The organism is Segeticoccus rhizosphaerae (genome assembly GCF_005222685.1).
Lineage (GTDB): Bacteria > Actinomycetota > Actinomycetes > Actinomycetales > Dermatophilaceae > Segeticoccus > Segeticoccus rhizosphaerae.
This window is the reverse complement of record NZ_SWMA01000028.1, coordinates 12,218-33,390: the sequence shown is the minus strand read 5'-3', so window position 1 is coordinate 33,390 and position 21,173 is coordinate 12,218. Positions and strand designations below refer to the sequence as shown.

General features: G+C 70.8%; 17 protein-coding genes. 15 read left to right on the top strand and 2 right to left on the bottom strand.

Annotated features, from left to right (window positions below):
• Positions 1 to 18: 18 nt before the first annotated feature.
• Together FCN22_RS16240 and FCN22_RS16235 are read left to right on the top strand one after the other, a co-directional pair.
• Positions 19 to 2,352, top strand: coding sequence for a penicillin acylase family protein (locus FCN22_RS16240; RefSeq protein ID WP_137122607.1), 2,334 nt, complete (start codon positions 19 to 21; stop codon positions 2,350 to 2,352).
• A 160-nt stretch (positions 2,353 to 2,512) separates the two neighbouring features.
• Positions 2,513 to 3,709, top strand: coding sequence for an acyl-CoA dehydrogenase family protein (locus FCN22_RS16235; protein ID WP_137122606.1), 1,197 nt, complete (start codon positions 2,513 to 2,515; stop codon positions 3,707 to 3,709).
• A 33-nt stretch (positions 3,710 to 3,742) separates the two neighbouring features.
• Here the strand turns inward: FCN22_RS16235 and FCN22_RS16230 are convergent, their stop codons facing one another.
• Complete coding sequence (locus tag FCN22_RS16230; protein WP_137122605.1) at positions 3,743 to 4,576, bottom strand: hypothetical protein; 834 nt, start codon at positions 4,574 to 4,576, stop codon at positions 3,743 to 3,745.
• A 144-nt stretch (positions 4,577 to 4,720) separates the two neighbouring features.
• A complete protein-coding gene (locus tag FCN22_RS16225) occupies positions 4,721 to 9,154 on the bottom strand; it encodes a type VII secretion EssC family protein (RefSeq protein WP_137122604.1) in 4,434 nt (1,477 codons plus the stop codon).
• Between the two features lie 199 nt (positions 9,155 to 9,353).
• On the opposite strand from FCN22_RS16225, the gene FCN22_RS16220 reads away from it, so the two are divergent.
• The 13 genes from FCN22_RS16220 to FCN22_RS16160 all read left to right on the top strand — a co-directional run bounded on the left by FCN22_RS16220 (position 9,354) and on the right by FCN22_RS16160 (position 21,173).
• On the top strand, positions 9,354 to 10,574 hold the full coding sequence (locus tag FCN22_RS16220) for a TadA family conjugal transfer-associated ATPase (RefSeq protein ID WP_137122603.1): 1,221 nt from the start codon (positions 9,354 to 9,356) through the stop codon (positions 10,572 to 10,574).
• Complete coding sequence (locus FCN22_RS16215; RefSeq protein WP_137122602.1) at positions 10,574 to 11,437, top strand: type II secretion system F family protein; 864 nt, start codon at positions 10,574 to 10,576, stop codon at positions 11,435 to 11,437. The genes FCN22_RS16220 and FCN22_RS16215 overlap by 1 nt, the downstream gene beginning before the upstream one ends.
• A complete protein-coding gene (locus FCN22_RS16210; protein WP_238384791.1) occupies positions 11,434 to 12,432 on the top strand; it encodes a type II secretion system F family protein in 999 nt (332 codons plus the stop codon). The genes FCN22_RS16215 and FCN22_RS16210 overlap by 4 nt, the downstream gene beginning before the upstream one ends.
• A 39-nt stretch (positions 12,433 to 12,471) precedes the next feature.
• Positions 12,472 to 12,693, top strand: a complete 222-nt coding sequence (locus FCN22_RS16205; protein WP_137122601.1) for a BTB/POZ domain-containing protein — start codon at positions 12,472 to 12,474, stop codon at positions 12,691 to 12,693.
• A complete protein-coding gene (locus tag FCN22_RS16200) occupies positions 12,690 to 13,091 on the top strand; it encodes a TadE/TadG family type IV pilus assembly protein (protein ID WP_274381614.1) in 402 nt (133 codons plus the stop codon). Before FCN22_RS16205 ends, FCN22_RS16200 begins: the two co-directional genes overlap by 4 nt.
• Positions 13,088 to 13,555, top strand: a complete 468-nt coding sequence (locus FCN22_RS16195; RefSeq protein WP_137122600.1) for a pilus assembly protein — start codon at positions 13,088 to 13,090, stop codon at positions 13,553 to 13,555. Before FCN22_RS16200 ends, FCN22_RS16195 begins: the two co-directional genes overlap by 4 nt.
• Positions 13,552 to 14,043 carry a hypothetical protein gene (locus FCN22_RS16190; RefSeq protein ID WP_137122599.1) on the top strand — a complete coding sequence of 164 codons (492 nt, stop codon included), beginning with the start codon at positions 13,552 to 13,554 and terminating at the stop codon, positions 14,041 to 14,043. The genes FCN22_RS16195 and FCN22_RS16190 overlap by 4 nt, the downstream gene beginning before the upstream one ends.
• 121 nt (positions 14,044 to 14,164) lie before the next feature.
• Positions 14,165 to 15,280 (top strand): peptide chain release factor 2, encoded by a 1,116-nt coding sequence (prfB, locus tag FCN22_RS16185; RefSeq protein WP_137122598.1) that lies wholly within the window; start codon positions 14,165 to 14,167, stop codon positions 15,278 to 15,280.
• A gap of 178 nt (positions 15,281 to 15,458) precedes the next feature.
• Positions 15,459 to 16,151, top strand: coding sequence for a cell division ATP-binding protein FtsE (ftsE, locus tag FCN22_RS16180; RefSeq protein WP_137122597.1), 693 nt, complete (start codon positions 15,459 to 15,461; stop codon positions 16,149 to 16,151).
• Positions 16,152 to 16,163: 12 nt separating this feature from the next.
• On the top strand, positions 16,164 to 17,087 hold the full coding sequence (gene ftsX / locus FCN22_RS16175) for a permease-like cell division protein FtsX (RefSeq protein WP_137122596.1): 924 nt from the start codon (positions 16,164 to 16,166) through the stop codon (positions 17,085 to 17,087).
• Between the two features lie 68 nt (positions 17,088 to 17,155).
• The gene (locus FCN22_RS16170) at positions 17,156 to 18,505 is read left to right on the top strand and encodes a M23 family metallopeptidase (protein WP_137122595.1); all 1,350 of its coding nucleotides are present in this window, start codon (positions 17,156 to 17,158) and stop codon (positions 18,503 to 18,505) included.
• Positions 18,506 to 18,747: 242 nt separating this feature from the next.
• On the top strand, positions 18,748 to 19,218 hold the full coding sequence (gene smpB / locus FCN22_RS16165) for an SsrA-binding protein SmpB (RefSeq protein ID WP_137122594.1): 471 nt from the start codon (positions 18,748 to 18,750) through the stop codon (positions 19,216 to 19,218).
• Positions 19,215 to 21,173, top strand: a complete 1,959-nt coding sequence (locus FCN22_RS16160) for a DUF2207 domain-containing protein (RefSeq protein ID WP_238384790.1) — start codon at positions 19,215 to 19,217, stop codon at positions 21,171 to 21,173. Before smpB ends, FCN22_RS16160 begins: the two co-directional genes overlap by 4 nt.

The window sequence follows — 21,173 nt, the reverse complement described above, 5'->3', positions numbered from 1 at the left end:
ACACCCAGGAGGACCCCGATGAGCGACCACGAGCCGGCCTTCGACCTGCCCGGCCTGAGCGAACAGGTCGAGGTGCTGGTCGATGAGTATGGCGTGCCGCACCTCTACGCCGCCGGCCTGGACGACCTCTTCGCCGCGCAGGGCTTCACCGCGGCGCGGGACCGGCTGTTCCAGATGGACCTGTGGCGGCGGCGCGGGCTGGGACTGCTCTCGGAGGTGTTCGGCCGCGACTACCTCGAGCGCGACCGGGCCGCCCGGCTGTTTCTCTACCGCGGCGACATGGCGCCGGAGTGGCAGGCCTACGGGCCGCAGACGCAGCGGATCACAGCGGCCTTCGTGCGGGGCATCAACACGTATGTCGACCTGTGCCGTGAGCAGCCGCGTCACCTGCCGCCGGAGTTCGCCGAGCTGGACTACGAGCCGGCGCAGTGGGACCCGTCCGACGTGGCGCGGATTCGCAGCCACGGGCTCTACTCCAACCTCGAGCACGAGGTGGCCCGGGCACGGGTGCTGCGCGACTTCGGCCCACAGGTCGAGGAGCTGCGGCGGGCGCGGGAGCCATGGGCACCGCTGCGGGTGCCGGAGGGACTCGACCTCGCTGCCGTCCCCGACGACGTGCTCGACGTCTACCGCCTCGCCACGACACCGGTGGTCTACGGGGGCGAGGGGCGCAGACCCGGGCCGCGGCTGACCCCCGAAGGAAGCAACAACTGGGTGGTCTCGGGCGAGCGCAGCGCGACGGGTCGCCCACTGCTGGCGAATGATCCGCACCGGGCGGTCTCGCTGCCGTCGCTGCGCTACCTTTGTCACCTCAGCGCGCCGGGGCTTGACCTCATCGGCGCCGGTGAGCCGGTGTTGCCGGGGGTTTCGATCGGTCACAACGGTCGAATCGCCTTCGGCCTCACCATCTTTCCCATAGACCAGGAAGATCTCTACGTCTACGAGACCGACCCGGATGACCCCGGTCGCTACCGTTACGGCGATGGCCATGAGGCGATGACCGAGGTCGTCGAGCAGGTGCCGGTGCGAGACGGCGACCCGGTTCCCGTGACGTTGCGGTTCACCCGGCACGGGCCGGTCGTGCACGAGGACCGCGAACGGCATACGGCCTGTGTGGTGCGGGCCGCCTGGCTCGGACCGGGCATGGCGCCATACCTCGGCAGCATGTCGTATGCCGGGGCGGGCACCCCCGACGAGTTCGTCGCCGCGCTGGACCGGTGGGGATCGCCGGGGGAGAACCAGGTGTATGCCGCGCCGGACGGCACGATCGGCTGGCGCCCGGCGGGCCGGGTGCCGGTGCGGCGCGGGTGGGACGGCACGCTTCCGGTGCCGGGTGACGGGCGCTTCGAGTGGGACGGGTTCCTCGACGGGAGAGAGCTGCCCGCGGTCCGCGACCCGGAGCAGGGCTGGTTCGCAACGGCCAACCAGATGAATCTGCCGACCGACTACCCGAACGGCCAGCGCACCATCACCTACGACTGGTACCACCCCTACAGGCACGACCGCATCGCCGAGGTGCTGGGCGGGCGCGAGGGGTGGACGGTGGCCGATTGCGTGCAGTTGCAGTGCGACTACCTGAGCGTGCCCGCACGGCAGATCCTGCCGGTGCTGTCCGGCCTGCACTCTCCGGAGTCGCGGGTGGACGGCGCGCTGCGCCTGCTGCGCGACTGGGACGCCGTGGAGAGCCCGGACTCGGCCGCGGCGGCGCTCTTCGAGGTCTGGTACCACCGGCACCTGCGGCCGACCCTGCTCACGGCCGCGCTGCGCGAGCTCGTGCCGGCAGGCGACGTCGCGGCGGCGCTGTCCCTCGTGCTGCCACCGGCCGATGCGTCCTTCGACGCCCGGGTGGACCTGTCGCTGCTGCTGGAGCCGGGGGAGAGGCTTGGCCCCGATCCGGAGGGCACCATCGCCGAGGTGGTGCTGGCCAGCCTCGGGGACGCCGTCGCCGAGGTCGAACAACGGTTGGGGCCCGAGCCGTCGACGTGGCGGTGGGGCGACCTGCACCGCGCCCTGCTGACCCACCCGCTGCGGGCACTCCTGCCGCCCGGGCACGAGTGGACGCAGGTCGGCCCGTTGCCCCGTGGCGGCAGCGGCGACACGGTGGGCAGCACCGGCTACTACGACGGTTTCGACCAGCGGACCGGCGCCAGCTTCCGGATGGTGGTCGATGTCGGCGACTGGGACCGGTCGGTGGCGATGAACGCGCCGGGGCAGTCGGGGGTGCCGACCAGCCCGCACCATGCCGACCTGTTCGAGCGGTGGGCCGCCGACGAGGCGTTCCCGCTCCTCTACACCCGGGCCGCGGTGGAGGAACACCTGAGCGAGCGCTTCGTGCTGCGGCCGCCCGGTTAGAGTCGGGAGCGATCCCTGCCGCCGCTGCCGAGGAGAACGGTATGACCGCACCCCACAAAACCACCCCGCGAAGGTCTCTGCTCGCAAGTTCGCTCCGATACCTCGCGGGGACCCCGGCGGTCCTCGCACGTGACTCACTCGGCACTTCGCGAGCCCCCCAATGACCACCGCCTCGCCACGCCAGATCCTCACCGAGGAGCTGCTGGAGCGGATCAGGGGGAGGGCGGCGGCCTACGACCGCGAGAACCGCTTCTTCGACGAGGACCTCGCCGAGCTGGCCGAGGCCGGCTACCTGACCGCGATGGTGCCCGAGGAGCTCGGTGGGAGCGGGCTCACGCTGACCGAGATGGCCCGTGAGCAGATCCGACTGGCCGGTGCCGCGCCGGCGACGGCGCTCGCGGTCAACATGCATCACGTGTGGATGGGCGTCGCGCGGACCGTGCGGGCGGGCGGCGAGGACTCGATGGACTTCGTGCTGCAGGAGGCCGCGGCGGGGGAGGTCTTCGCGTTCGGGATCTCCGAGCCGGGCAACGACCTGGTGCTCTTCGGGTCCGACAGCGAGGCCCGGCCCGACGGTGTTGGCGGCTTCTCCTTCCACGGCGTCAAGATCTTCACCTCGCTGTCCCCGGCCTGGACGCGGATGGGCACCTTCGGCACCGACTCGAGCGGGGACGACGGGCCCCACTCGGTCTACGGCTTCATCACCCGCGACGGCGGTGGTGTCGAGGTCAAGGACGACTGGGACACCGTCGGGATGCGTGCCTCCCAGTCGTGCACGACCATCCTGTCCGGAGCGCACGCGCCCGCCGACCGGATCGTGCGCCGGATCCCGCCCGGCCCGACCATGGACCCCTTCATCTTCGGGATCTTCGCCAGCTTCGAGATCCTGCTCGCGTCGGTCTACACCGGCATCGCACAGCGGGCCCTGGAGCTGGCCGTCGAGACGGTGCACCGTCGCACGTCGCTGAAGAACGAGGGCGCGCCCTACGCCAACGATCCCGACATCCGGTGGCGCGTCGCGGACGCCGCGATCGCGCTGGACGCGCTCTCGCCGCAGATCGAGGCCCTGGCGCGCGACGTCGACGAGGGCGTGGACCGCGGCGCGATCTGGATGCCGCAGCTGTCGGCGGTGAAGTCGCGCGCCACCGAGACGGCGCTGCGGGTGGTCGAGCAGTGCGTGCGCGTCTCGGGCGGGTCCTCCTACTTCAACCGCTCCGAGCTGTCGCGGCTCTACCGCGACGTGCTGGCCGGGATCTTCCACCCCAGCGACGACGAGTCGGTGCACGGCGCCTGGGCGAATGCCCTGCTCGGCCAGCCCGTCCCGTGGCCGCCCGAGGACGGTGATTCCGGGTCGTGAACGAGGCGGGCCGGCCGTCGGTCGTCCGATCGCTCAGATCCCCACTCCGCGGTGCCAGGTGGGCAGCGGCTTACCGGGAAGCGACCCTCCGGGGAGCGACCTTCCCGGAAGCGGCTTCGTCGGCCACGGTCGGACGGGACCGCTGTCAACCGGCGGCGTCGAGGCGTTGCTGGTGGTGGGCTGAATCTGCATCACCGCACCAGAGACGCCCAGGGTGAGCTGGTAGTCAGCCCCGGCACCGCTCAGTCCGATGGTGGCACCGGCGGGAGAGCCTTGCGAAGCCTTCCACAGCACCCGTCCGGTGGCGCCGACCTGCACCAACTGCGGCTGGCCGGACGCGCTGCCCTCGAGCACCAGCGTCACCGAGCCGAGGATGTCGTCCTCGTTGGTCAACACGCTCTTGAACGCCTGCCCGACGGCGCTGACCGCACCGATCGCCAGACCCACTGGCGCGGTGACCACGGCAGCCGGCGGAAAGGCCGCGGTCACTGCAGCGAGGGCAGCACCGGCAGCAGCCGCGGCCTGCGCCTCCTGGTCGGCCAGGTTCTGGCCATCGCTCTCCTTGAAGGTCACCGTCACGACGACGTGCTCGCCGGCAGCCACGTCGACGTCGAAGAGCTCGACGTTCAGCGACTGGTCGGACAGGCCACCGCTGTCGTTGACGTCCCACGCCGAGTTGTCGCCGCCCGGGCCACCGGCGTTGGCGCCCTGGGCTGCCTTTGGCCCGATCAGGTCACCCTGGTCCGTGGTGGCCGGGTGGGCCCCCTTCTTGCGAACGACGTTGCCGATGAAGAAGACCTCGTCGTGTCCGCTCTCGGTCGTCTGGTGGCACACGATGCGCCGCAGAACCACTGCTGTACCGGCCATGTTTGCTTCCCCGTTCTCGGTTGGGCCACCCCCAGTAGGCAGCCACCACGGGCAAGGAGCGCCCACGCCAGCTGCTGATACAGCTGCTGGGTTCAGGCCGGCCCGGGCCGGACTGTCCGACGATTGGGCAAGCGACCGGCAAGGTCAGGTCTGGTGAGCGGCGCGTGGCAGGGCGACCTGCACCGGAGTCAACCGGCCCCGCTCGACGTGGAGACCGCGGCCGGGAAGGCGCTCCCGCAACGGACTGGCCCGCACAGTGAACAACTCTCCGTCCGTCGGAGACGACGGGTGCAGCAACAAGCCGGTCTGCTGACGGCGCACCTCCACGGCGAGCCCGCGGAACTGGGTCAACAGCTCATGGGTCATGCCGGCACACACGACTCCGGCCCCGGTCTGCCGCCCCGAGCGAACAAGGTCGATGAGCACCTCCTCTACACCGCTGCCGGCGAGCCGCTCGACGTCGTCGACGACGGCGACCAAGTCGGTGTGCTCCTGCTGCGCCACCCGGAGGCCGTGCACATCGGTCGGATCGAAGATGAGGGCCGCAGGTTCGGTCTCCAAAGCAGCCAGCGGAGAACGACTCTCGGCGACCACCGCGACCACACGGCCCAGGTCGAGCAGCTGTCGCGCCAGCAGCTCCAACGCCGTCGTACGGCCGCTGCCGGCCGGCCCCGCGACGAGGAAGGACAACCCCCCACCAGGATCGATCGTGACGGGTTGCAGGTCGTCGCCGCCCACTCCCAGCAACAGCGGCAGGGCGTGTCTTGAGCCGGTCGCCGTTTCCGCAGCGGCAACGCCTGCGGCTCCAGCAGGACGGCAGACGAGCTGCGTCAGGGAGATCGTGCGAGGCAGCGGTTCGATCTGAAGCGGCCGCAGCCGTCGGGACGACCGGCCGGGTTCACCGGGGTCCCTCAGGCAGCGGTCGGCCACCTGGTGCAACAGCCGCACCTGCGCGCGACCGGATCCGTCGACGGCGCACCGTTCCTCGCCGATCACATCCAGTGCCTCCTCGCCCGACGTTGACCTCTCGGGGCTCTTGGGGTCGTCCGCCGGTGACCTGTCCGGCAGCACGGCGATCTGCAGCTCGGCCCCGTCGCCGACCCGCAGCGCCCGCCCCGGCGGTAGTCGCCCAGGGACGGAGGCGGCAGGAAGCCCCGCGAGCAACAGGTCTCCCTCGTCGGCCATGCGCAGGCAGAACCGTTGCGGGACCAGGGAAGCCGTGCGCGACAGCAGGACCGAGCGCCCGCCGGTGAGGACGACCCGCAGACCGACGGAAGGGCCCTCGCGCAGCAACTGGTGCATCGCCTCCACCGGACGGCCGGCGTCGACCTCGTCGTAGGTCTCGGTGAACGCGTCCCAGTCGTCGACCATGATGACGAGGTAGGGCAGGGGCTCGGCGCCCGACGCCATCGCGTCCTCGCGCTGCTCGGCCAGTGAGGAGTAGCCGTGCTCGGCCCAGGCGCTCTGCCGCTGGGCGACCTCCTCGAGCAGCCGCTGCAGCAACCGTGATCCACGCGCCGGCTCGTCTCGCGCCACGACGACCCCGGCGTGGGGCAGCCGCGCCACCGCCCGCAAACCACCCGACCCGTCGAAGGCGTGCAGGTGCACCTCCACCGCAGTGCGCCGCTGCGCGATCGAGGCGGCAAGGGTCCGCAAAGCGGTGGTGCGTCCGCTGCGGGCCGAGCCCGCGAAGGCCAGGTGCCCGTCCTGTTCGAGGTCCCAGACCAGCGTTTCCTGGCGTTGCTCGTCGGGGAGGTCGGCCACGGCATACGGGATGCTCCACGTGGCAGAGCCGGTATGCCGTGGCAACGCGACGCTGTCGCGGAGCGGCGGCAGCCACGGGGAGGCCATCGTCGGAACCCCAGCGGCAACAGCGGCCTTCGCGACCGCGTCCACGATGCGGCACAGGTCGGATGGCGCGTGCGCATCGTCGGGATCGCTGGTGTTCGCGGTGGTGGAGGTCGTCAGGGCCAGTGGTCGCACGGACACCGTCTGGGGTTCGTCGTGGAGCTCGTGGCCACCCACTCGAGCCGTCTGGAAGAGCCGCAGCGGCCCCGACCCGGTGCGCAGCAACGCCCTTCCCGGTGTGCGAGCGGAGATCGCGGCCGCCGCCGGGTCCTCCAGCACGTCGTCGGAGTCGGCCTTGTCCCTCACCCGCAGGGCGATGCGCAGGTTGACGTTGGCCTTGATGTCCGACGACACGATGCCTCCGGGGCGCTGGGTGGCCAGCACGAGGTGGACGCCGAGCGAGCGCCCCACCGCGGCGACCTTGACCAGGCCGTCGATGAAGTCGGGCAGGTCCTCGGCCAGCATCTTGAACTCGTCGATGACCAGGACGAGGCGGGGGACGAGAGGCGCGTCGGTCGGCCGGATGCGCTGGTGGTCCTCGAGGTCCTTGGCGCCGACTGCGCCGAGGACCCGCTCGCGCCGGCGCAGCTCCGCCTCGAGCGAGCGGAGGGCTCGCGCTGTGAGGTGGCCGTCCAGGTCGGTCACCATGCCGACCGTGTGTGGCAGGCGGGCGCAGTCCTTGAACGCGGATCCGCCCTTGTAGTCCACGAGCACGAACACCATCTCGTCCGGTCGGTTGGCCAGCGCGAGCGACGCGATCATGGTCTGGAGCAGCTCGGACTTGCCCGCCCCCGTGGTCCCGCCGACGAGGGCGTGCGGCCCGTCCCGGCGCAGGTCGACGATCTCCGGTGAGTCCGCGCCAGCCCCCAGGACGAAGGCGGTGCTCCGTGGCCGAGCGGACCAGTGGTCACGCACCTGTGCCGGGTCCGTGGCGTCGACGTCGAGGACCTCCAGCAGCCGGGCGACGTCGGGCGGCTGCGCCGTCGAGTCCTCCGGTGTGGCGTCGCGCAGCGCCGACAGGTGGCGGGCGAGCCGCTCGGCCCAACCCAGCCGCACGAGTCCCGGGGTGCAGCGCACCGGCGGCTCGGCGGCACACCGGTAGGGAGCGGTGAAGTCGGTGCCGGAGAGGTCGAGGGTGGCGCCGGTCTCGGCGGGCAGGCGTGGCACCTGGGTGTCCGCGCAGATCGTGTACACGCCGACCGACGGTCCCTCTCTGAGCAACCGCGCGACCCCCGCCTCGGAGCGCAGCCGCCGGGCCCCGTCCAGGACGAGCACGACCGACGGGCCCGCCCACATCGCCGCCGTTCCTCGACGCGCCGAGTCCAGCCGCTCGTCCAGCAGTGCGCCGAGCTCAGCCAGGAGGGTGGGCACCTGGCGGCCCGCATCGCCCAGCAGGCCGTAACCGGTGGCCCCGTCAGCTGCGGTCGCGTGGGGGAGCCAGACCAGCCAGTGCCAGTCGTCCACCACGGCGGGGTGCGCCACCGCCACCAGCACCACCACCCGCACGTCCCGCGGCGAGTGCCACCCGGCGACCTGCCCGACCAGCCCCCGCAGGCACGCTGCCGTCGCCGGTGCTGGTCCGGCGACGCCCAGCACGCCGACTTGCGGCAGCGACACCTCCAGCGGCACGTCGTCGAGCAGCGGGTGGTCCTCGCCCCCGTCGTGGTCGGTGACGGTGGTCACGGCAGGCAGCGTGGCGCTGCCCAGGCGCAGACGAAGGAAGTCGTTGTCGGAGGGTCGTCGGTGCCACAACCGGGCACCGGGCTCGCGTGCGGTGACCAGCAGCTCGGCCAGGTCCGGCGCAGCACGGTGCCGAAGCCTTCGCTCCTGCTCGAGTGCACCGGCCAGGTCCGTCCCGAACCGGGCCAAGTCCTCTGCGTGGCGCGCCCGCTGCCGCCGGTGGCGCAGCCGCCCACCTCGTCGGTCGCTGAGGTGGCTGCCGAGCATCATCACCGGACCCATCAGCCCGAACAGCAGCATCACCGCGCTGTCCATCACGTAGGCCAGCACCAGCGACAGCAGCAGGGGCAGCACCAGCGTGAGCACCGGCATACGACCGCTCTCCGGCGCCTCTGGCGGCGACGGCCGCGCCAGCCTGACCGGCGGCGTCGTGATCTGCTCGCGCGGCCCGCGGTTGACGCCGAGGTGGCCCCGGCCGTCCGGTTGCGTCGCGGCCGGGGGCACCCGCGGCACCCGCAGCACCACGGTGGAGCCGCCCAACCGGATCCGTTGTCCGGCCTCGACCCGGGCGGCGTTCCCTGAGGTGGCCCGCACGCCTGCCACAAAGGTGCCGTTGGTCGCACCACGGTCGAGCAGCTGTATGCCGTCGTGCCCCAGCTGCAGCTGCGCGTGCACCCTGGACAGGGACGGGTCGTGCAGCTGCAGCTCGCAGTCGGCGCTGCGACCCACGCGGGTGCGGCCGAGGGCCAGCGGCACGACCTGGCCGCTGTCGGGCCCCTCGACCACGTGCAGCTCGACGACCGTCCCAATGGGACGCTCCGTGGTCGACCCGGCATTCGTGAGGCACACGCCCTGGAGCAGGGGCGGCATGCCGAGTGTCGCATCGGGAGGGACAACGGAACCGGCCGCGTACCAGTCGGGCTCGGCGGCAAAGCCTTGGGGCAGGAGAGGAAGGAGCTCGCCCAGGGTGGCCCCCTCGGGCGCGGTGACGAGGAGATTCAGCGGATGACCGTCACCGCGCACGTCGACCACGGTCAACCTGAGCTCCATGACCGCGAGTATCGGGCGACGCGGCGCCACCGTGCCGAGCGGCTTGTGGATGACGGCGCGCGTCGCAAGGACACGGGGCGAGTTATCCACAGACGTTCAAGATTGCGTAAGGATCACTGCGGTTTCCTTTACTGTCGTGCAGCATCGACGCTTTGATCGGATCTGGTCAGGGGAACTGCGCCCCGGGGAGGCGGTCTGGGTGGACGCTGTCCGCACGGTGGAGCACGAGGTCCGCGAGCTGATCAGGCGACAGCGCCTCGACCCGGCGGACGACGCGGGCCTGCATGCGCTGGTGCGCGCTGCCGTGGCCGACTACGACGAGCGGTCCCTCCACGGCGGGCTGCCCGCCCTGCCCGACCTCGACGAGGCGGCTCGGACGGTCGTGCAGGCGGTCGCAGGCTTCGGGCCGCTGCAGCAGTACCTCGACGACCCCACGATCGAGGAGCTGTGGATCAACGAGCCGACCAAGGTCTTCGTCGCGAGGCAGGGCGTTGCCGAGCTCACGACCACGATCCTGACCGCCGAGCAGGTCCGTGACCTCGTGGAGCGGATGCTGAAGTCGTCGGGGCGCCGGGTCGACCTCAGCTCCCCGTTCGTCGACGCCACGCTGCCCGACGGGTCGCGCCTGCACGTCGTCATCCCCGACATCACCCGAGAGCACTGGCACGTCAACGTCCGCAAATTTGTCGTACGGGCGGACCACCTCGACGACCTGGTGCGGCTGGGAACGCTGACCGAGCAGGCCGCCGCCTTCCTTGCTGCCGCGGTCGCCAGCGGTCTGAACATCCTGGTCTCTGGCGGCACGCAATCAGGGAAGACGACGCTTCTGAACTGCCTGGCGTCGGCTATCCCCTCCACCGAGCGGGTGGTCACCTGCGAGGAGGTCTTCGAGCTCAAGCCACCGCTACGCGACGTGGCGGCGATGCAGTGCCGACAGCCGAGCCTGGAGGGCACCGGCGAGGTGCCGTTGCGGCGGCTGGTCAAGGAGGCGCTGCGGATGCGGCCCTCGCGCATCATCGTCGGCGAGGTCCGGCAGGCCGAGTGCCTCGACCTGCTGATCGCCCTCAACAGTGGCCTCCCCGGGATGTGCACCATCCACGCCAACAGCGCCCGCGAGGCCGTCGTCAAGATGTGCACCCTGCCGCTACTGGCAGGAGAAAACGTGAGCAGCCGTTTCGTGGTGCCGACGGTCGCCAGCGCCGTCGACCTCGTGGTGCACGTGGGGCTGGAACGGGATGGGCGCCGCAGGGTGCGCGAGATCGTCGCCGTGCCGGGGCGGGCCGAACGTGACGTGGTCGAGGTGGCCGAGCTGTTCGTGAGCCGGGAGGGCGCACTCGAGCGTGGCGACGGGTTCCCGCCCCACGAGGACCGGTTCGCGCAGGCGGGCTTCGACGTCACTGACCTGCTGGGGCGGTCCTGATGACGGGGAGCGCGCTCGGACTGCTCCTCGGCGTGGGCCTCTTCTGCATCTGGTGGTCCTGCTGGCCCCGGCCCGCCACGCGTCCGCGTCGCCGCCCGGGCCGGATCGTCCGCATCGGCGACGAGATCGCGCAGGCGGGCTTGGTCGGCCTGACGCCGCCGCAGCTGCTCGTGGGCTGTGTCGTGTGCGGCGGCGTCGTCTTCGTCGCCCTCGCCGCGCTCCTCGGGGTGCTGCCCGTCGCCGCGTGCTTCGCCGCCATCGCCGGGTATGCCCCGCTGGGCTACCTGCGCATGCGGGCCCGCAAGCGCAGGGCCGTGCTCCGCGAGCTGTGGCCCGACGTGGTGGACCACGTCGTCTCCGCGGTCAGGGCCGGTATGGCGCTCCCCGAGTCGCTCTCGCAGCTCGCCGTCCGCGGGCCGGTGGAGCTGCGTCCGGCGTTCGCGTCGTTCGCCGAGGACTACCGTGCCTCCGGCCGGTTCCAGGAGTGCCTCGACCGGCTCAAGCAGCGTCTCGGGGACCCGGTGGCCGACCGGATCATCGAGGCGTTGCGCGTGGCCCGTGACGTGGGAGGCAGCGACCTCGGGCGGTTGCTGCGCACCCTGTCGACCTTCCTGCGTGAGGACGCGCGGGTGCGTGCCGAGCTCGAGGCGCGCCAGAGCTGGACGGTCAATGCCGCCCGCCTCGCCCTGGCCGCGCCATGGATCGTCTTGGCACTGCTGGCAACCCGGAGTGAGTCCATCGAGGCCTACTCGCGGCCGGCGGGTGTCGTGATCTTGGTGGTCGGCGCCGTCCTGTCGGTCGTGGCCTACCAGGTCATGCGCCGGATCGGCCGTCTGCCGCAGGAGGCGAGGGTCCTGCGATGACGACGATGATGACGATGTTGGTGACGCCACGCACCGTCCTGCTGTCGGGCGCTGCGGAAGAGCCGGTCTGGTCCTGGGCCGGTGCCTTGCTCGGTGGCGTGGTGGCCCTGGGCGCGGTCCTCGTCGTCGCCGGTGTGCCCTGGCGGCGGGGCCCCGACCTCGAGGCGCGCCTCGCGCCCTACGTGAGTGATGCGCCGCGCCCCTCGCGGCTCCTCTTCGGGGCCGAGCACGGCTCGGGCACCCTCACCCGCCGTGCCCTGCACGCAGGTGCGGTCCGCCTCGGCCACCTCCTGGAGCGGGTGCTGGGCGGGTCTGCGTCGGTTCGGCGCAGGCTGGAGCGCGCGGCGGCACCGCTCGACGTCGAGGGCTTCCGGGCGGAGCAGGCGGTCTGGGGTGCGCTGTCCGGCGCGCTCGGCGTGTTGTTGGCGTCTGCGTTGTGGGTGCGCACGAGCGCCTCCCTGCCGGTCATGGTCGTTGTCGTGGTCGGAGCAGTCGCTCTCGGGGTGGTGGCCCGCGACCAGGCGCTGAGCCGGTCCGTGACGCGGCGCGAACACCGCATCAACAGCGAGTTCCCCGCCATCGCAGAGCTGTTGGCCCTGTCCGTCACGGCTGGAGAAGGCGCCGGGCCGGCGCTCGAGCGGGTAGCCCGGTTGTCGTCGGGTGAGCTCTCGAGCGAGCTCGAACGGTGCCTCGCGGACGCGCGTGCCGGAGCGAGTCTGCCGGTCGCGTTGCAGGGCCTGGCCGACCGCGCCGGCCTGCCCAGTCTGCGGCGGTTCGTCGACGGCATCGTCGTCGCCGTGGAGCGGGGGACACCCCTGGCCGAGGTGCTGCGTGCCCAGGCCCAGGACGCCCGCGAGGCGGGCCGCCAGTCGATCATCGAGGAGGGCGGCAAGAAGGAGATCCTCATGATGGTCCCCGTCGTCTTCCTGGTGCTGCCCGTCACCGTGCTCTTTGCCGTCTACCCGGGCTTCAGCATGCTGAGGCTCGCCCTGTGACCTTTCCCTGACCCTGGCACGAAGAATCGAGGAAGACGCATGACCACCTTGACCCGGACCCGTGATCGCCTGCTGCGTGCGACCTTCTCGGGGCGACACCGCCTCCGCGAGATGGCCGAACGACCTGACCGCGGCGATGTGCCGGGTTGGGTGCTCGTCACCTTGATGACCGCTGGGCTCGTGACGATGCTCTGGGCGTTGGCCGGACCCATGCTCGCCGACATCGTCCGCAACGCCCTCAGCTCGGTCAAGGGGCCGTGAGGACCGCTGTCCTGTCCCGAGGCCGCCACCAGGAGCGTGGTTCGGCCGTCTCGGAGTTTGCAATGGTGGCCGGCCTGCTCAGTCTCCTGTTCGTGGCCGCCCTGCAGCTCGGTCTGGCGTTGCACGTGCGCAACACGCTGATCGCGGACGCGGCTGAGGGCGCGCGTCGCGGAGCTCGGGCCGACAGCACCCCGGCCGAGGGTGCGGCTCGGGCCCGCGAGCTGATCCGGGCGGGTCTCGCCGACAGCTATGCATCCGACGTCACGGCTGGGCGCCGGGTCGTCGACGGTATGACGGTCGTCGAGGTGGAGATCCGCGCGCCCCTGCCGCTGGTGGGGACGTTCGGCCCGGGCGGAGGGCTGACCGTGCACGGCCATGCCCTCGTCGAGCAGCAGTGACAACGTTCGTCGGCGCCCGATGGCGCAGGCTGCTTTGCCAGCGTCGGGATGCCGGCAGCGTCGTGGTGGAGTTCATCGTCCTCGGCCTGATGATGAGCCTGCCCGTCTTCTACCTCGTCGTGACGCTGGCCCGGGTCCAGGCGGGCGCCTTCGCGGTGACCGCCGCGTCCCGGGAGGCCGGCCGCGCCTACGTCACCGCAGCCCACCAACACGCCGCCCCAGGACGTGCCGAGGCAGCCGCCGGGCTGGCCTTCGCCGACCAGGGCTTCGCCGATCGTGGACGGCTCGCGATCACCTGTGACAAGAGCCCGTGCCTGCAACCAGAGGGGCACGTCGAGGTGGTCGCCTCGCTCGAGGTGCCGCTGCCGCTGGTGCCCGACTTCCTCGGCGGTGTCCTGCCGACCAGCGTGTCCGTGTCGGCCGACCACGTCTCGACGGTCGACCGGTTCCGAGGCGGGTCATGACGCCTCGGATCACCTGCTGGTTCCGCGCCCGGGTCGGGTGGCTGGCCTCCGAGCCGGAACGCGGCCAGATCAGCGTCCTCATCATCGGCATGTGCGCCATCGCCCTCACCCTCGTGCTCGGGGGGATCGGCGTCACCGCCGCCCAGATCGCCCGCATCCACCTGATGGATGCCGCGGACGCGGCGGCTCTGGACGCCTCGGACGCGCTCGCCGAACGGCCCGCCTACCTCGGCGGAGTGTCGGACGGGGTCAGGATCAGTGATGCCTCGGTGCGTGAGGAGGCCGCATCGTCCTTGGCCGGCCAGCCGCTGCCGAAGGGCGTCTCGGCGTGGTCGCTCGCGCCGGGCACCGGCAGCCCAGACGGCAGGACTGCGGTGGTCCGGCTGCAGGGCCAGGCGACGATCCCGCTGCTGTCGCCGGTGCTGCGGGCTTTGGGCGGCGGCATCACGATCACCGTCGAGTCCCGCGCACGATCACAGATCGAGTGAGGCCACCGATCGGATCCAGGCGGCCGAATGGGCGGGCCGGGCGATGCGACGACCGTTGCGCCGGCTCGTGCGCGTCGGTCCACCCACCGGGAGGTGGCCGGAGATCGCGTAACCTCTCACCGTGGCCGTCGACTTTGCACAAGAGATCAAGGACCTACGCCAGACCATGGACCAGGTCCGTGAGGTGACCGACCTCGAGCACCTGCGTCAGCAGATCGCCGACCTGGAGAAGGCGTCCACTGCCCCCGACCTGTGGGACGACCAGGAGCACGCCCAGGAGGTCACCAGCAAGCTGTCACGGGCCAACGCCGAGCTGGAGCGCGTCACCGGCATGGACCAGCGGGTCGAGGACCTCGAGACGCTCGTCGAGATGGCCACCGAGGACGGCGGCGACGCCGAGACCCTGGCCGAAGCCCAGAACGAGCTGACCGCGTTGAAGAAGGCGGTCGGCGAGCTCGAGGTCCGCACCCTGCTGTCCGGCGAGTACGACCAGCGCGAGGCGGTCGTCACGATCCGCTCCGGGGCCGGCGGCGTGGACGCAGCGGACTTCGCCGAGATGCTCATGCGGATGTACCTGCGCTGGGCCGAGCGCCATGGTTACCCCACCTCGGTGCTGGACACGTCATACGCGGAGGAGGCCGGGCTGAAGTCGGCGACCTTCGAGGTCAAGGCGCCGTATGCGTTCGGCCACCTTTCGGTCGAGGCCGGCACCCACCGGCTGGTGCGCATCTCACCCTTCGACAACCAGGGGAGACGGCAGACGTCGTTCGCGGCGGTCGAGGTGGTCCCGCTGATCGAGCAGACCGACCACATCGAGATCCCCGACAACGAGATCAAGGTGGACGTGTTCCGTTCCTCGGGACCCGGTGGCCAGAGCGTCAACACGACCGACTCGGCAGTGCGTATGACGCACATCCCGACGGGCATCGTCGTGTCGATGCAGAACGAGAAGTCGCAGATCCAGAACCGCGCCGCCGCCCTGCGCGTCCTGCAGTCGCGGCTGCTGCTGCAGCGCAAGGCGGAGGAGGACGCAGCCCGCAAGGAGATGGCCGGCGACGTCAAGGCGAGCTGGGGGGACCAGATGCGCTCCTACGTGCTGCACCCCTACCAGATGGTCAAGGACCTGCGCACCGAGCACGAGGTCGGCAACACCAGCGCGGTCTTCGACGGGGAGATCGACGACTTCATCGAGTCGGGCATCCGCTGGAAGCTCGCCGCGAGCCGCGCCGAAGGCTGACCACGGGAGGACTGAGGCTGACTCGCCGCAACGCCGAGGGGCGAAGGTCCACGGGATCGCGGCGCGCCCGACGTACGCTCGACGGCGCAGCACCTGCCTGCCCCGACCTGACCCTCGCACGAGCGCGCCGGCCCACGGGCCGTCCTGCCCCCGAGCCTGCCAAAGGTGAGCGACCACCATGATCCTGTTCGACAACGTGACCAAGAAGTACTCGGTCAAGGACGCCCCGGCGCTCGACGGCGTTTCGGTCGAGATCGAGCGCGGCGAGTTCGTCTTCGTGGTCGGCACCTCGGGGTCCGGCAAGTCCACGATGATGCAGCTGATCATCCGCGAGCAGCTCGCCACGTCGGGGCAGGTCCTGGTCGCCGGTCGCGAGCTCTCCCGGCTCCCGACCCGCAAGGTCCCCGCGCTACGCCGCGAGATCGGCACGGTCTTCCAGGACTTCCGCCTGCTGCTCGGCAAGAACGTCTACCAGAACGTCGCCTTCGCCCTGCAGGTGCTCGGGAAGCCCCGCCACGCGATCAAGCAGCTCGTGCCGGAGACGCTCGAGCTGGTTGGGCTCGACGGCAAGGAGAAGCGGCTGCCGCACGAGCTCTCCGGTGGTGAGCAGCAGCGCGTGGCGATCGCCCGGGCCGTGGTCAACAAGCCGTCGATCCTGCTGGCCGACGAGCCGACCGGCAACCTCGACCCCGAGACCAGCGCCGACATCGTGCACGTGCTCGAACGGATCAATCGCACCGGCACGACCTTGGTGATGGCGACCCACGACACGAGCATCGTCGACAACTTCCGCCGCCGCGTGGTGGAGCTGCACAACGGCCGGCTCGTGCGCGACCAGGCACGTGGCGTCTACGCCCAGGCCGCAGACTGACGAGGGAAACTCATGCGACTCCAGTTCATGCTCAGCGAGATCTTCGGCGGCGTCCGCCGCAACAAGTCGATGGTGATCTCGGTCATCCTCGTCTCGATGGTCTCGCTGTTCTTCCTGGGCTCCGGCCTGCTCGCCCAGCGACAGGTCGACACAGCCAAGGGCTACTGGTACGACAAGATCCAGGTCTCGATCTTCTTGTGCACCAAGCAGTCCGACACACCGTCCTGCGCGACGGGCGCGGTCACGGACGGTCAGCGCGAGCAGCTGCGCTCCGAGCTCACCGACCTCGAGCCGCTGGTCAAGAAGGTCTACCACGAGACCTCGGCCCAGGCCTACGACCGGTTCAAGGAGCAGTTCCGCAACAGCCCGATCGTGGACAGCGTGCCCAAGGACTCGATCAACGAGAGCTTCCGGGTGCAGCTGTCCGACCCCACGAAGTATGACGTGGTCGCGAGCTCGTTCCAGGGCGCGCCGGGCGTGGAGAGCGTCGAGGACCAGCGCGGGCTGCTCGACAAGTTCTTCGCCTTCTTGAACATGCTGAGCCTGAGCGCCGTCGCGCTCGCCGCGGTCATGGTCGTCTGCTCGATCCTGCTGATCGTCACGACGATCCGGCAGACGGCGTTCAGCCGACGCCGGGAGACCAAGATCATGCGGTTGGTGGGCGCCTCGGCGTTCGTCATCCACCTGCCCTTCATCATCGAGACGATGCTGGCGACCGTCCTGGGGGCCGCCCTGTCCGTGGGCCTGCTCTGGACGATGGTCCACTACGGGATCTCCGGTTTCCTCACCGACAACCTGTCGGGTGCGTCGGGCGGACTGCTCAGCTTCATCGGCGTGGCAGACGTGTGGGCGATCGCGCCGTGGTTGTTCGGCGGTGCCGTGGTGCTCGCCGCCATGACGTCCTGGCTCACCCTGCGGCGCTACCTGCGGGTCTGACCCGGCATGTCCGACGTTTCCCGTGACGTCCCCCACCTCGGCTGTTACTGGTGGTACCAATGGTGCTCATGAGTTCGCCGCCCCGATCTGCCCTGCCCGGCGGGAACCGCTGGCGGGCCGCCGCGATCGGTGTCCTGACCGCATCGCTCCTGGCCACGACGGTGGCCCCAGCGGCGGCCGGCTCGAACGACCCGCGAGAGCGCAAGCACCAGGTCGACCGCAAGATCACCCAGCAGAAGCATGATCTGGATGAGACGTCCTCGGCCCTGACCAAGGCGTATGCCGACCTGCGCCGGACCAAGGGCGAGGTCGCCACCGCACGCAAGAAGCTGACCCGCGCCGAGGCCGCCGTGCGAGCCGCCGACGAGAAGAACCGGGAGACGGGCCGACGGCTGGAGGTCGCCCAGGCCGACGAGGCCAAGGCCACCGAGGCGCTCGAGCAGACCGCCGCGGACCGCAGGCAGACGCAGGCCGTGGTCGGCGACATCGCCAGGCACACCTACCAACGAGGTGGCCTGGGGTCGCTGTCGCTCACCCTTCAGGCGCTGACCGGTGGATCCGACCCGGTGGCCCGGATGTCGCTCGCCAACACCGTGCTGCGTTACCAGAAGAACACGCTGCACCGGCTCTCGACGGAGGGCGCCGAGCGGCGTGCCCAGGAGAGCCACCTGTCCGCCGTGCGCCGTGAGGTCGCCCACCTCAAGGCCAAGGCCGAGGCCGGCCTGCTCGCCGCCAAGCAGGCCCGGGGCGAGGCCGAGCGCGCCAAGCGGGCCGTGGAGCGGACCCTCGCCAAACAGCGTTCCCGGGCCCGCGCGTTCGAGGCCCAGAAGAAGCGAGAGCGCGCACAACTGAAGTCGATGCAGCGTCAGTCGCACAAGCTCGAGCAGATCCTCAAGGCCCGGGCCGAGGCCGCTCGCGAGCGAGCCGCCAAACGCCGGGCCGCCAAGGCCCGCGCGGTGGCACGAGCTCGAGCTGCGCACTCACGCACGAGCACCTCCAGGAGCGTCAACCCCGCCCCGCGCCGCGGCGGATTCCTCAGCTACCCCCTGAACGCACCGACCTCGTCCCCGTTCGGCTACCGCTTCCACCCGATCCTGCACATCATGCTGCTCCACGCAGGGCAGGACTTCGCCGCCGCCTGTGGCACGCCGGTGCACGCGGCAGCCAGCGGCACGGTCATCGACGCGGGCTGGCGCGGTCCTTCCGGACAGCGGGTCACCGTGGACCACGGCCTCGTCCGGGGTGTCGACCTGGCCAGCGCCTACTACCACCTGAGCAGGATCGTGGTCTACAGCGGCCACGTCCAGCGCGGCCAGCTGCTCGGCTACTCCGGCACCACCGGCCGCTCGACAGGCTGCCACCTGCACTTCGAAACCCGCGAGAACGGCGTCCCGGTCGACCCGATGAAGTGGCTGTAATTTTGGCCGCGGCTCCTCGGCGGCACAGTCCCTTCGCTCCCTTCTCGCCGCTGGTCGTCGCTGCGGAATCGTCGCCGCGCGTCGTCGATCGTCGTCGCGGCGGCACCAAATCCGGTGGACGCAGCAGGTACCGTTACCGCTGAGGTGAGCACACGGCATACGGCCGAACGCACCACCGCGGAACCCACCGGGCGCCACGGAGGTCTCACCGCAGATTCCCGGACGACACGAAGGGGGCCACGGTGGCCAAGGAGCGCGGGCGCAAGCTCATCGCGAGCAACCGCAAGGCTCGCCACGACTACTTCATCGAGGACACGTTCGAGGCCGGCCTGGTGCTGATGGGCACCGAGGTGAAGTCGCTGCGGATGGGCCGTGCGTCGCTCATCGACGGCTACGCCACCGAGCGCGACGGCGAGCTGTGGCTGGAGGGTGTCCACATCCCCGAGTACCTCCAGGGCAACTGGACCAACCACACGGCGCGCCGCCGGCGCAAGCTGCTGCTGCACCGCGACGAGATAGCCAAGCTGATCAGCAAGAGCCGCGACTCCGGGCACACCATCGTGCCGTTGTCGCTCTACTTCAAGGACGGCCGGGCCAAGGTCGAGCTCGCGCTGGCCAAGGGCAAGAAGCACTACGACAAGCGACAGGCGTTGCGCGAGCGGCAGGACCACCGCGAAGCGGAGCGCGCCATGACGCACCGGACGGAGCGGTGACCGCGGTGCCGTTGCGGGGGGCACCGGGGGTGCGGCGCGCCCTGTTGGCCGTCGTTGCCGCGCTGGCTCTGATGGTCGGGCTGCCGGCCGGGTCGGCTCACGCCGCAGGACCGGGAGAGCGGATCCTGTCGTTCGACGCGCACTACCAGGTCAATGCCGACGGCTCGATGGACGTCACCGAGACGCTGAAGTGGCAGTTCGGCCCCGGGACGCACCACGGAATCAAGCGCTACATCATCACCCGGCAGGGCTACCAGAACGAGCAGGCTCGGTTCCGCACCTACCGGCTGAGCGACGAGAGTGCCTCCAGCCCGACCGGCGCGCCCAGCGACATCACGACGTCCGAGTCCGGCGCCCACACCATCCTGCGCATCGGAGACCCCGACCGGACCGTCGACGGCACCCAGACGTATGTCGTGAAGTACCACCTCGCGCACGTCGTCAACCACATCACCGACGCTGGCGACCACGTCGAGCTCTTCTGGAACGTCACCGGCAACGAGACGAGCATCCCCACCGACCAGGTCTCGGTCACCGTGCACGGACCCGGTGCGGTCAGCAAGGCCGCCTGCTACTACGGCGAGCGGGGGAGCGCCGACAAGTGCCAAGCCAGTGCCGGTCAGCAGGCGACCTTCTCGGCACAAGGGCTCGGCGCCTACGACGGCGTCACCATCGTGGCCGCCATGCCGACGAAGGCCTTTACCGACACCGCGCCCGAGCTCGTCGAGGGCAACTCCGACACGCTCGCCCCGGTGCCGTTCGGCGACATGTCGAAGGGCACGGCGCGAGCGCTGACCCTGCTGGGCGGCGGGGCGGGAGTCCTCATCCCCGCCCTGGCGGCGGCGCTCATGGGGGTGCTGGTCTGGCGGCGCGGTCGCGACGAGCAGTTCGCCGGCCTCACCCCCGGGCTGGTGCCCGTCAAGGGCGAGACCGCCCCGGTGGTGCGTGGGTCAGCCCCCACGGTGGCGGTCCAGTTCCAGCCGCCGCCGGGCGTGCGGGCCGGCCTGCTGGGCACGATCATCGACGAGGAGGCGGGCACGATCGACGTGAGCGCCACGGTGATCGACCTCGCGGTGCGCGGATTCCTGCAGATCGAGGAGATCAAGTCCGGTGGCCTCGGTGCGCTGGTGGGCCGGACCGACTGGAAGCTCACCCGGTTGCAGCCGCCTCCCGGGGAGGATCTGCTGCCCTATGAGTCGACCGTGCTCGAGGGGCTCTTCAAGGACCAGAACCCGGTCAACCTGTCCGACCTCAAGAACGAGTTCCACACGACGCTCGACTCGGCGAAGACGCAGCTCTATGACGAGACCGTGCGCCGTGGTTGGTTCCGTAGGTCGCCGGACGCGCAACGCCGTGGGTGGATGATGCTCGGTTCGGCGATCCTCATCGCCGGGGTGGCGTGCTTGTTCTACTGGGGTTTCAAGAGCGGTGGCCTCGATGACCGCGGCGGCATCAGCCTCGGCGTGCCGTCGGGCGTGATCCTCGGCCTCGGACTCATCCTGGCCGGTTTCATCATCAGGCTGCTCGGCAAGCGGATGGCCTCACGCACCGCCGTCGGCAGCGCGATCCTCGCGCAGTCGGAGGGCTTCCGGCAGTACCTCGTCACGGCTGAGGCCAACCAGATCCGGTTCGAGGAGGCGCAGGACATCTTCAGCCGTTACCTGCCCTTCGCCATCGTCTTCGGGGTGGCCGATCGGTGGGCCAAGGTCTTCGGCGACGTCGCGGAGGCCGCCGCCGACGCGGGGCATCCACTGATGATGCCGGCGTGGTACGTCTTCGCCGGCAACCCCAACTTCGGCGGTTTCGCTGGTATCGCCCAGGGCGTCGACAGCTTCTCCTCCATGGCGAGCGGCACCTTCACGAGCACGCCCGGCTCCTCCGGAGGCAGCGGATTCTCCGGTGGCGGGGGCTTCTCCGGTGGTGGCGGAGGAGGCGGCGGCTCGAGCTCCTGGTGA

Bases quoted from the DNA above. Each gene is read 5' to 3' on its own strand.
- FCN22_RS16235 (WP_137122606.1), top strand. From the start codon at position 2,513: ATGACCACCGCCTCGCCACGCCAGATCCTCACCGAGGAGCTGCTGGAG.
- ftsE (WP_137122597.1), top strand. From the start codon at position 15,459: ATGATCCTGTTCGACAACGTGACCAAGAAGTACTCGGTCAAGGACGCC.
- FCN22_RS16240 (WP_137122607.1), top strand. From the start codon at position 19: ATGAGCGACCACGAGCCGGCCTTCGACCTGCCCGGCCTGAGCGAACAG.
- FCN22_RS16190 (WP_137122599.1), top strand. From the start codon at position 13,552: ATGACGCCTCGGATCACCTGCTGGTTCCGCGCCCGGGTCGGGTGGCTG.
- FCN22_RS16210 (WP_238384791.1), top strand. From the start codon at position 11,434: ATGACGACGATGATGACGATGTTGGTGACGCCACGCACCGTCCTGCTG.
- FCN22_RS16170 (WP_137122595.1), top strand. From the start codon at position 17,156: ATGAGTTCGCCGCCCCGATCTGCCCTGCCCGGCGGGAACCGCTGGCGG.
- FCN22_RS16215 (WP_137122602.1), top strand. From the start codon at position 10,574: ATGACGGGGAGCGCGCTCGGACTGCTCCTCGGCGTGGGCCTCTTCTGC.
- FCN22_RS16225 (WP_137122604.1), bottom strand. From the start codon at position 9,154: ATGGAGCTCAGGTTGACCGTGGTCGACGTGCGCGGTGACGGTCATCCG.
- FCN22_RS16205 (WP_137122601.1), top strand. From the start codon at position 12,472: ATGACCACCTTGACCCGGACCCGTGATCGCCTGCTGCGTGCGACCTTC.
- ftsX (WP_137122596.1), top strand. From the start codon at position 16,164: ATGCGACTCCAGTTCATGCTCAGCGAGATCTTCGGCGGCGTCCGCCGC.
- FCN22_RS16230 (WP_137122605.1), bottom strand. From the start codon at position 4,576: ATGGCCGGTACAGCAGTGGTTCTGCGGCGCATCGTGTGCCACCAGACG.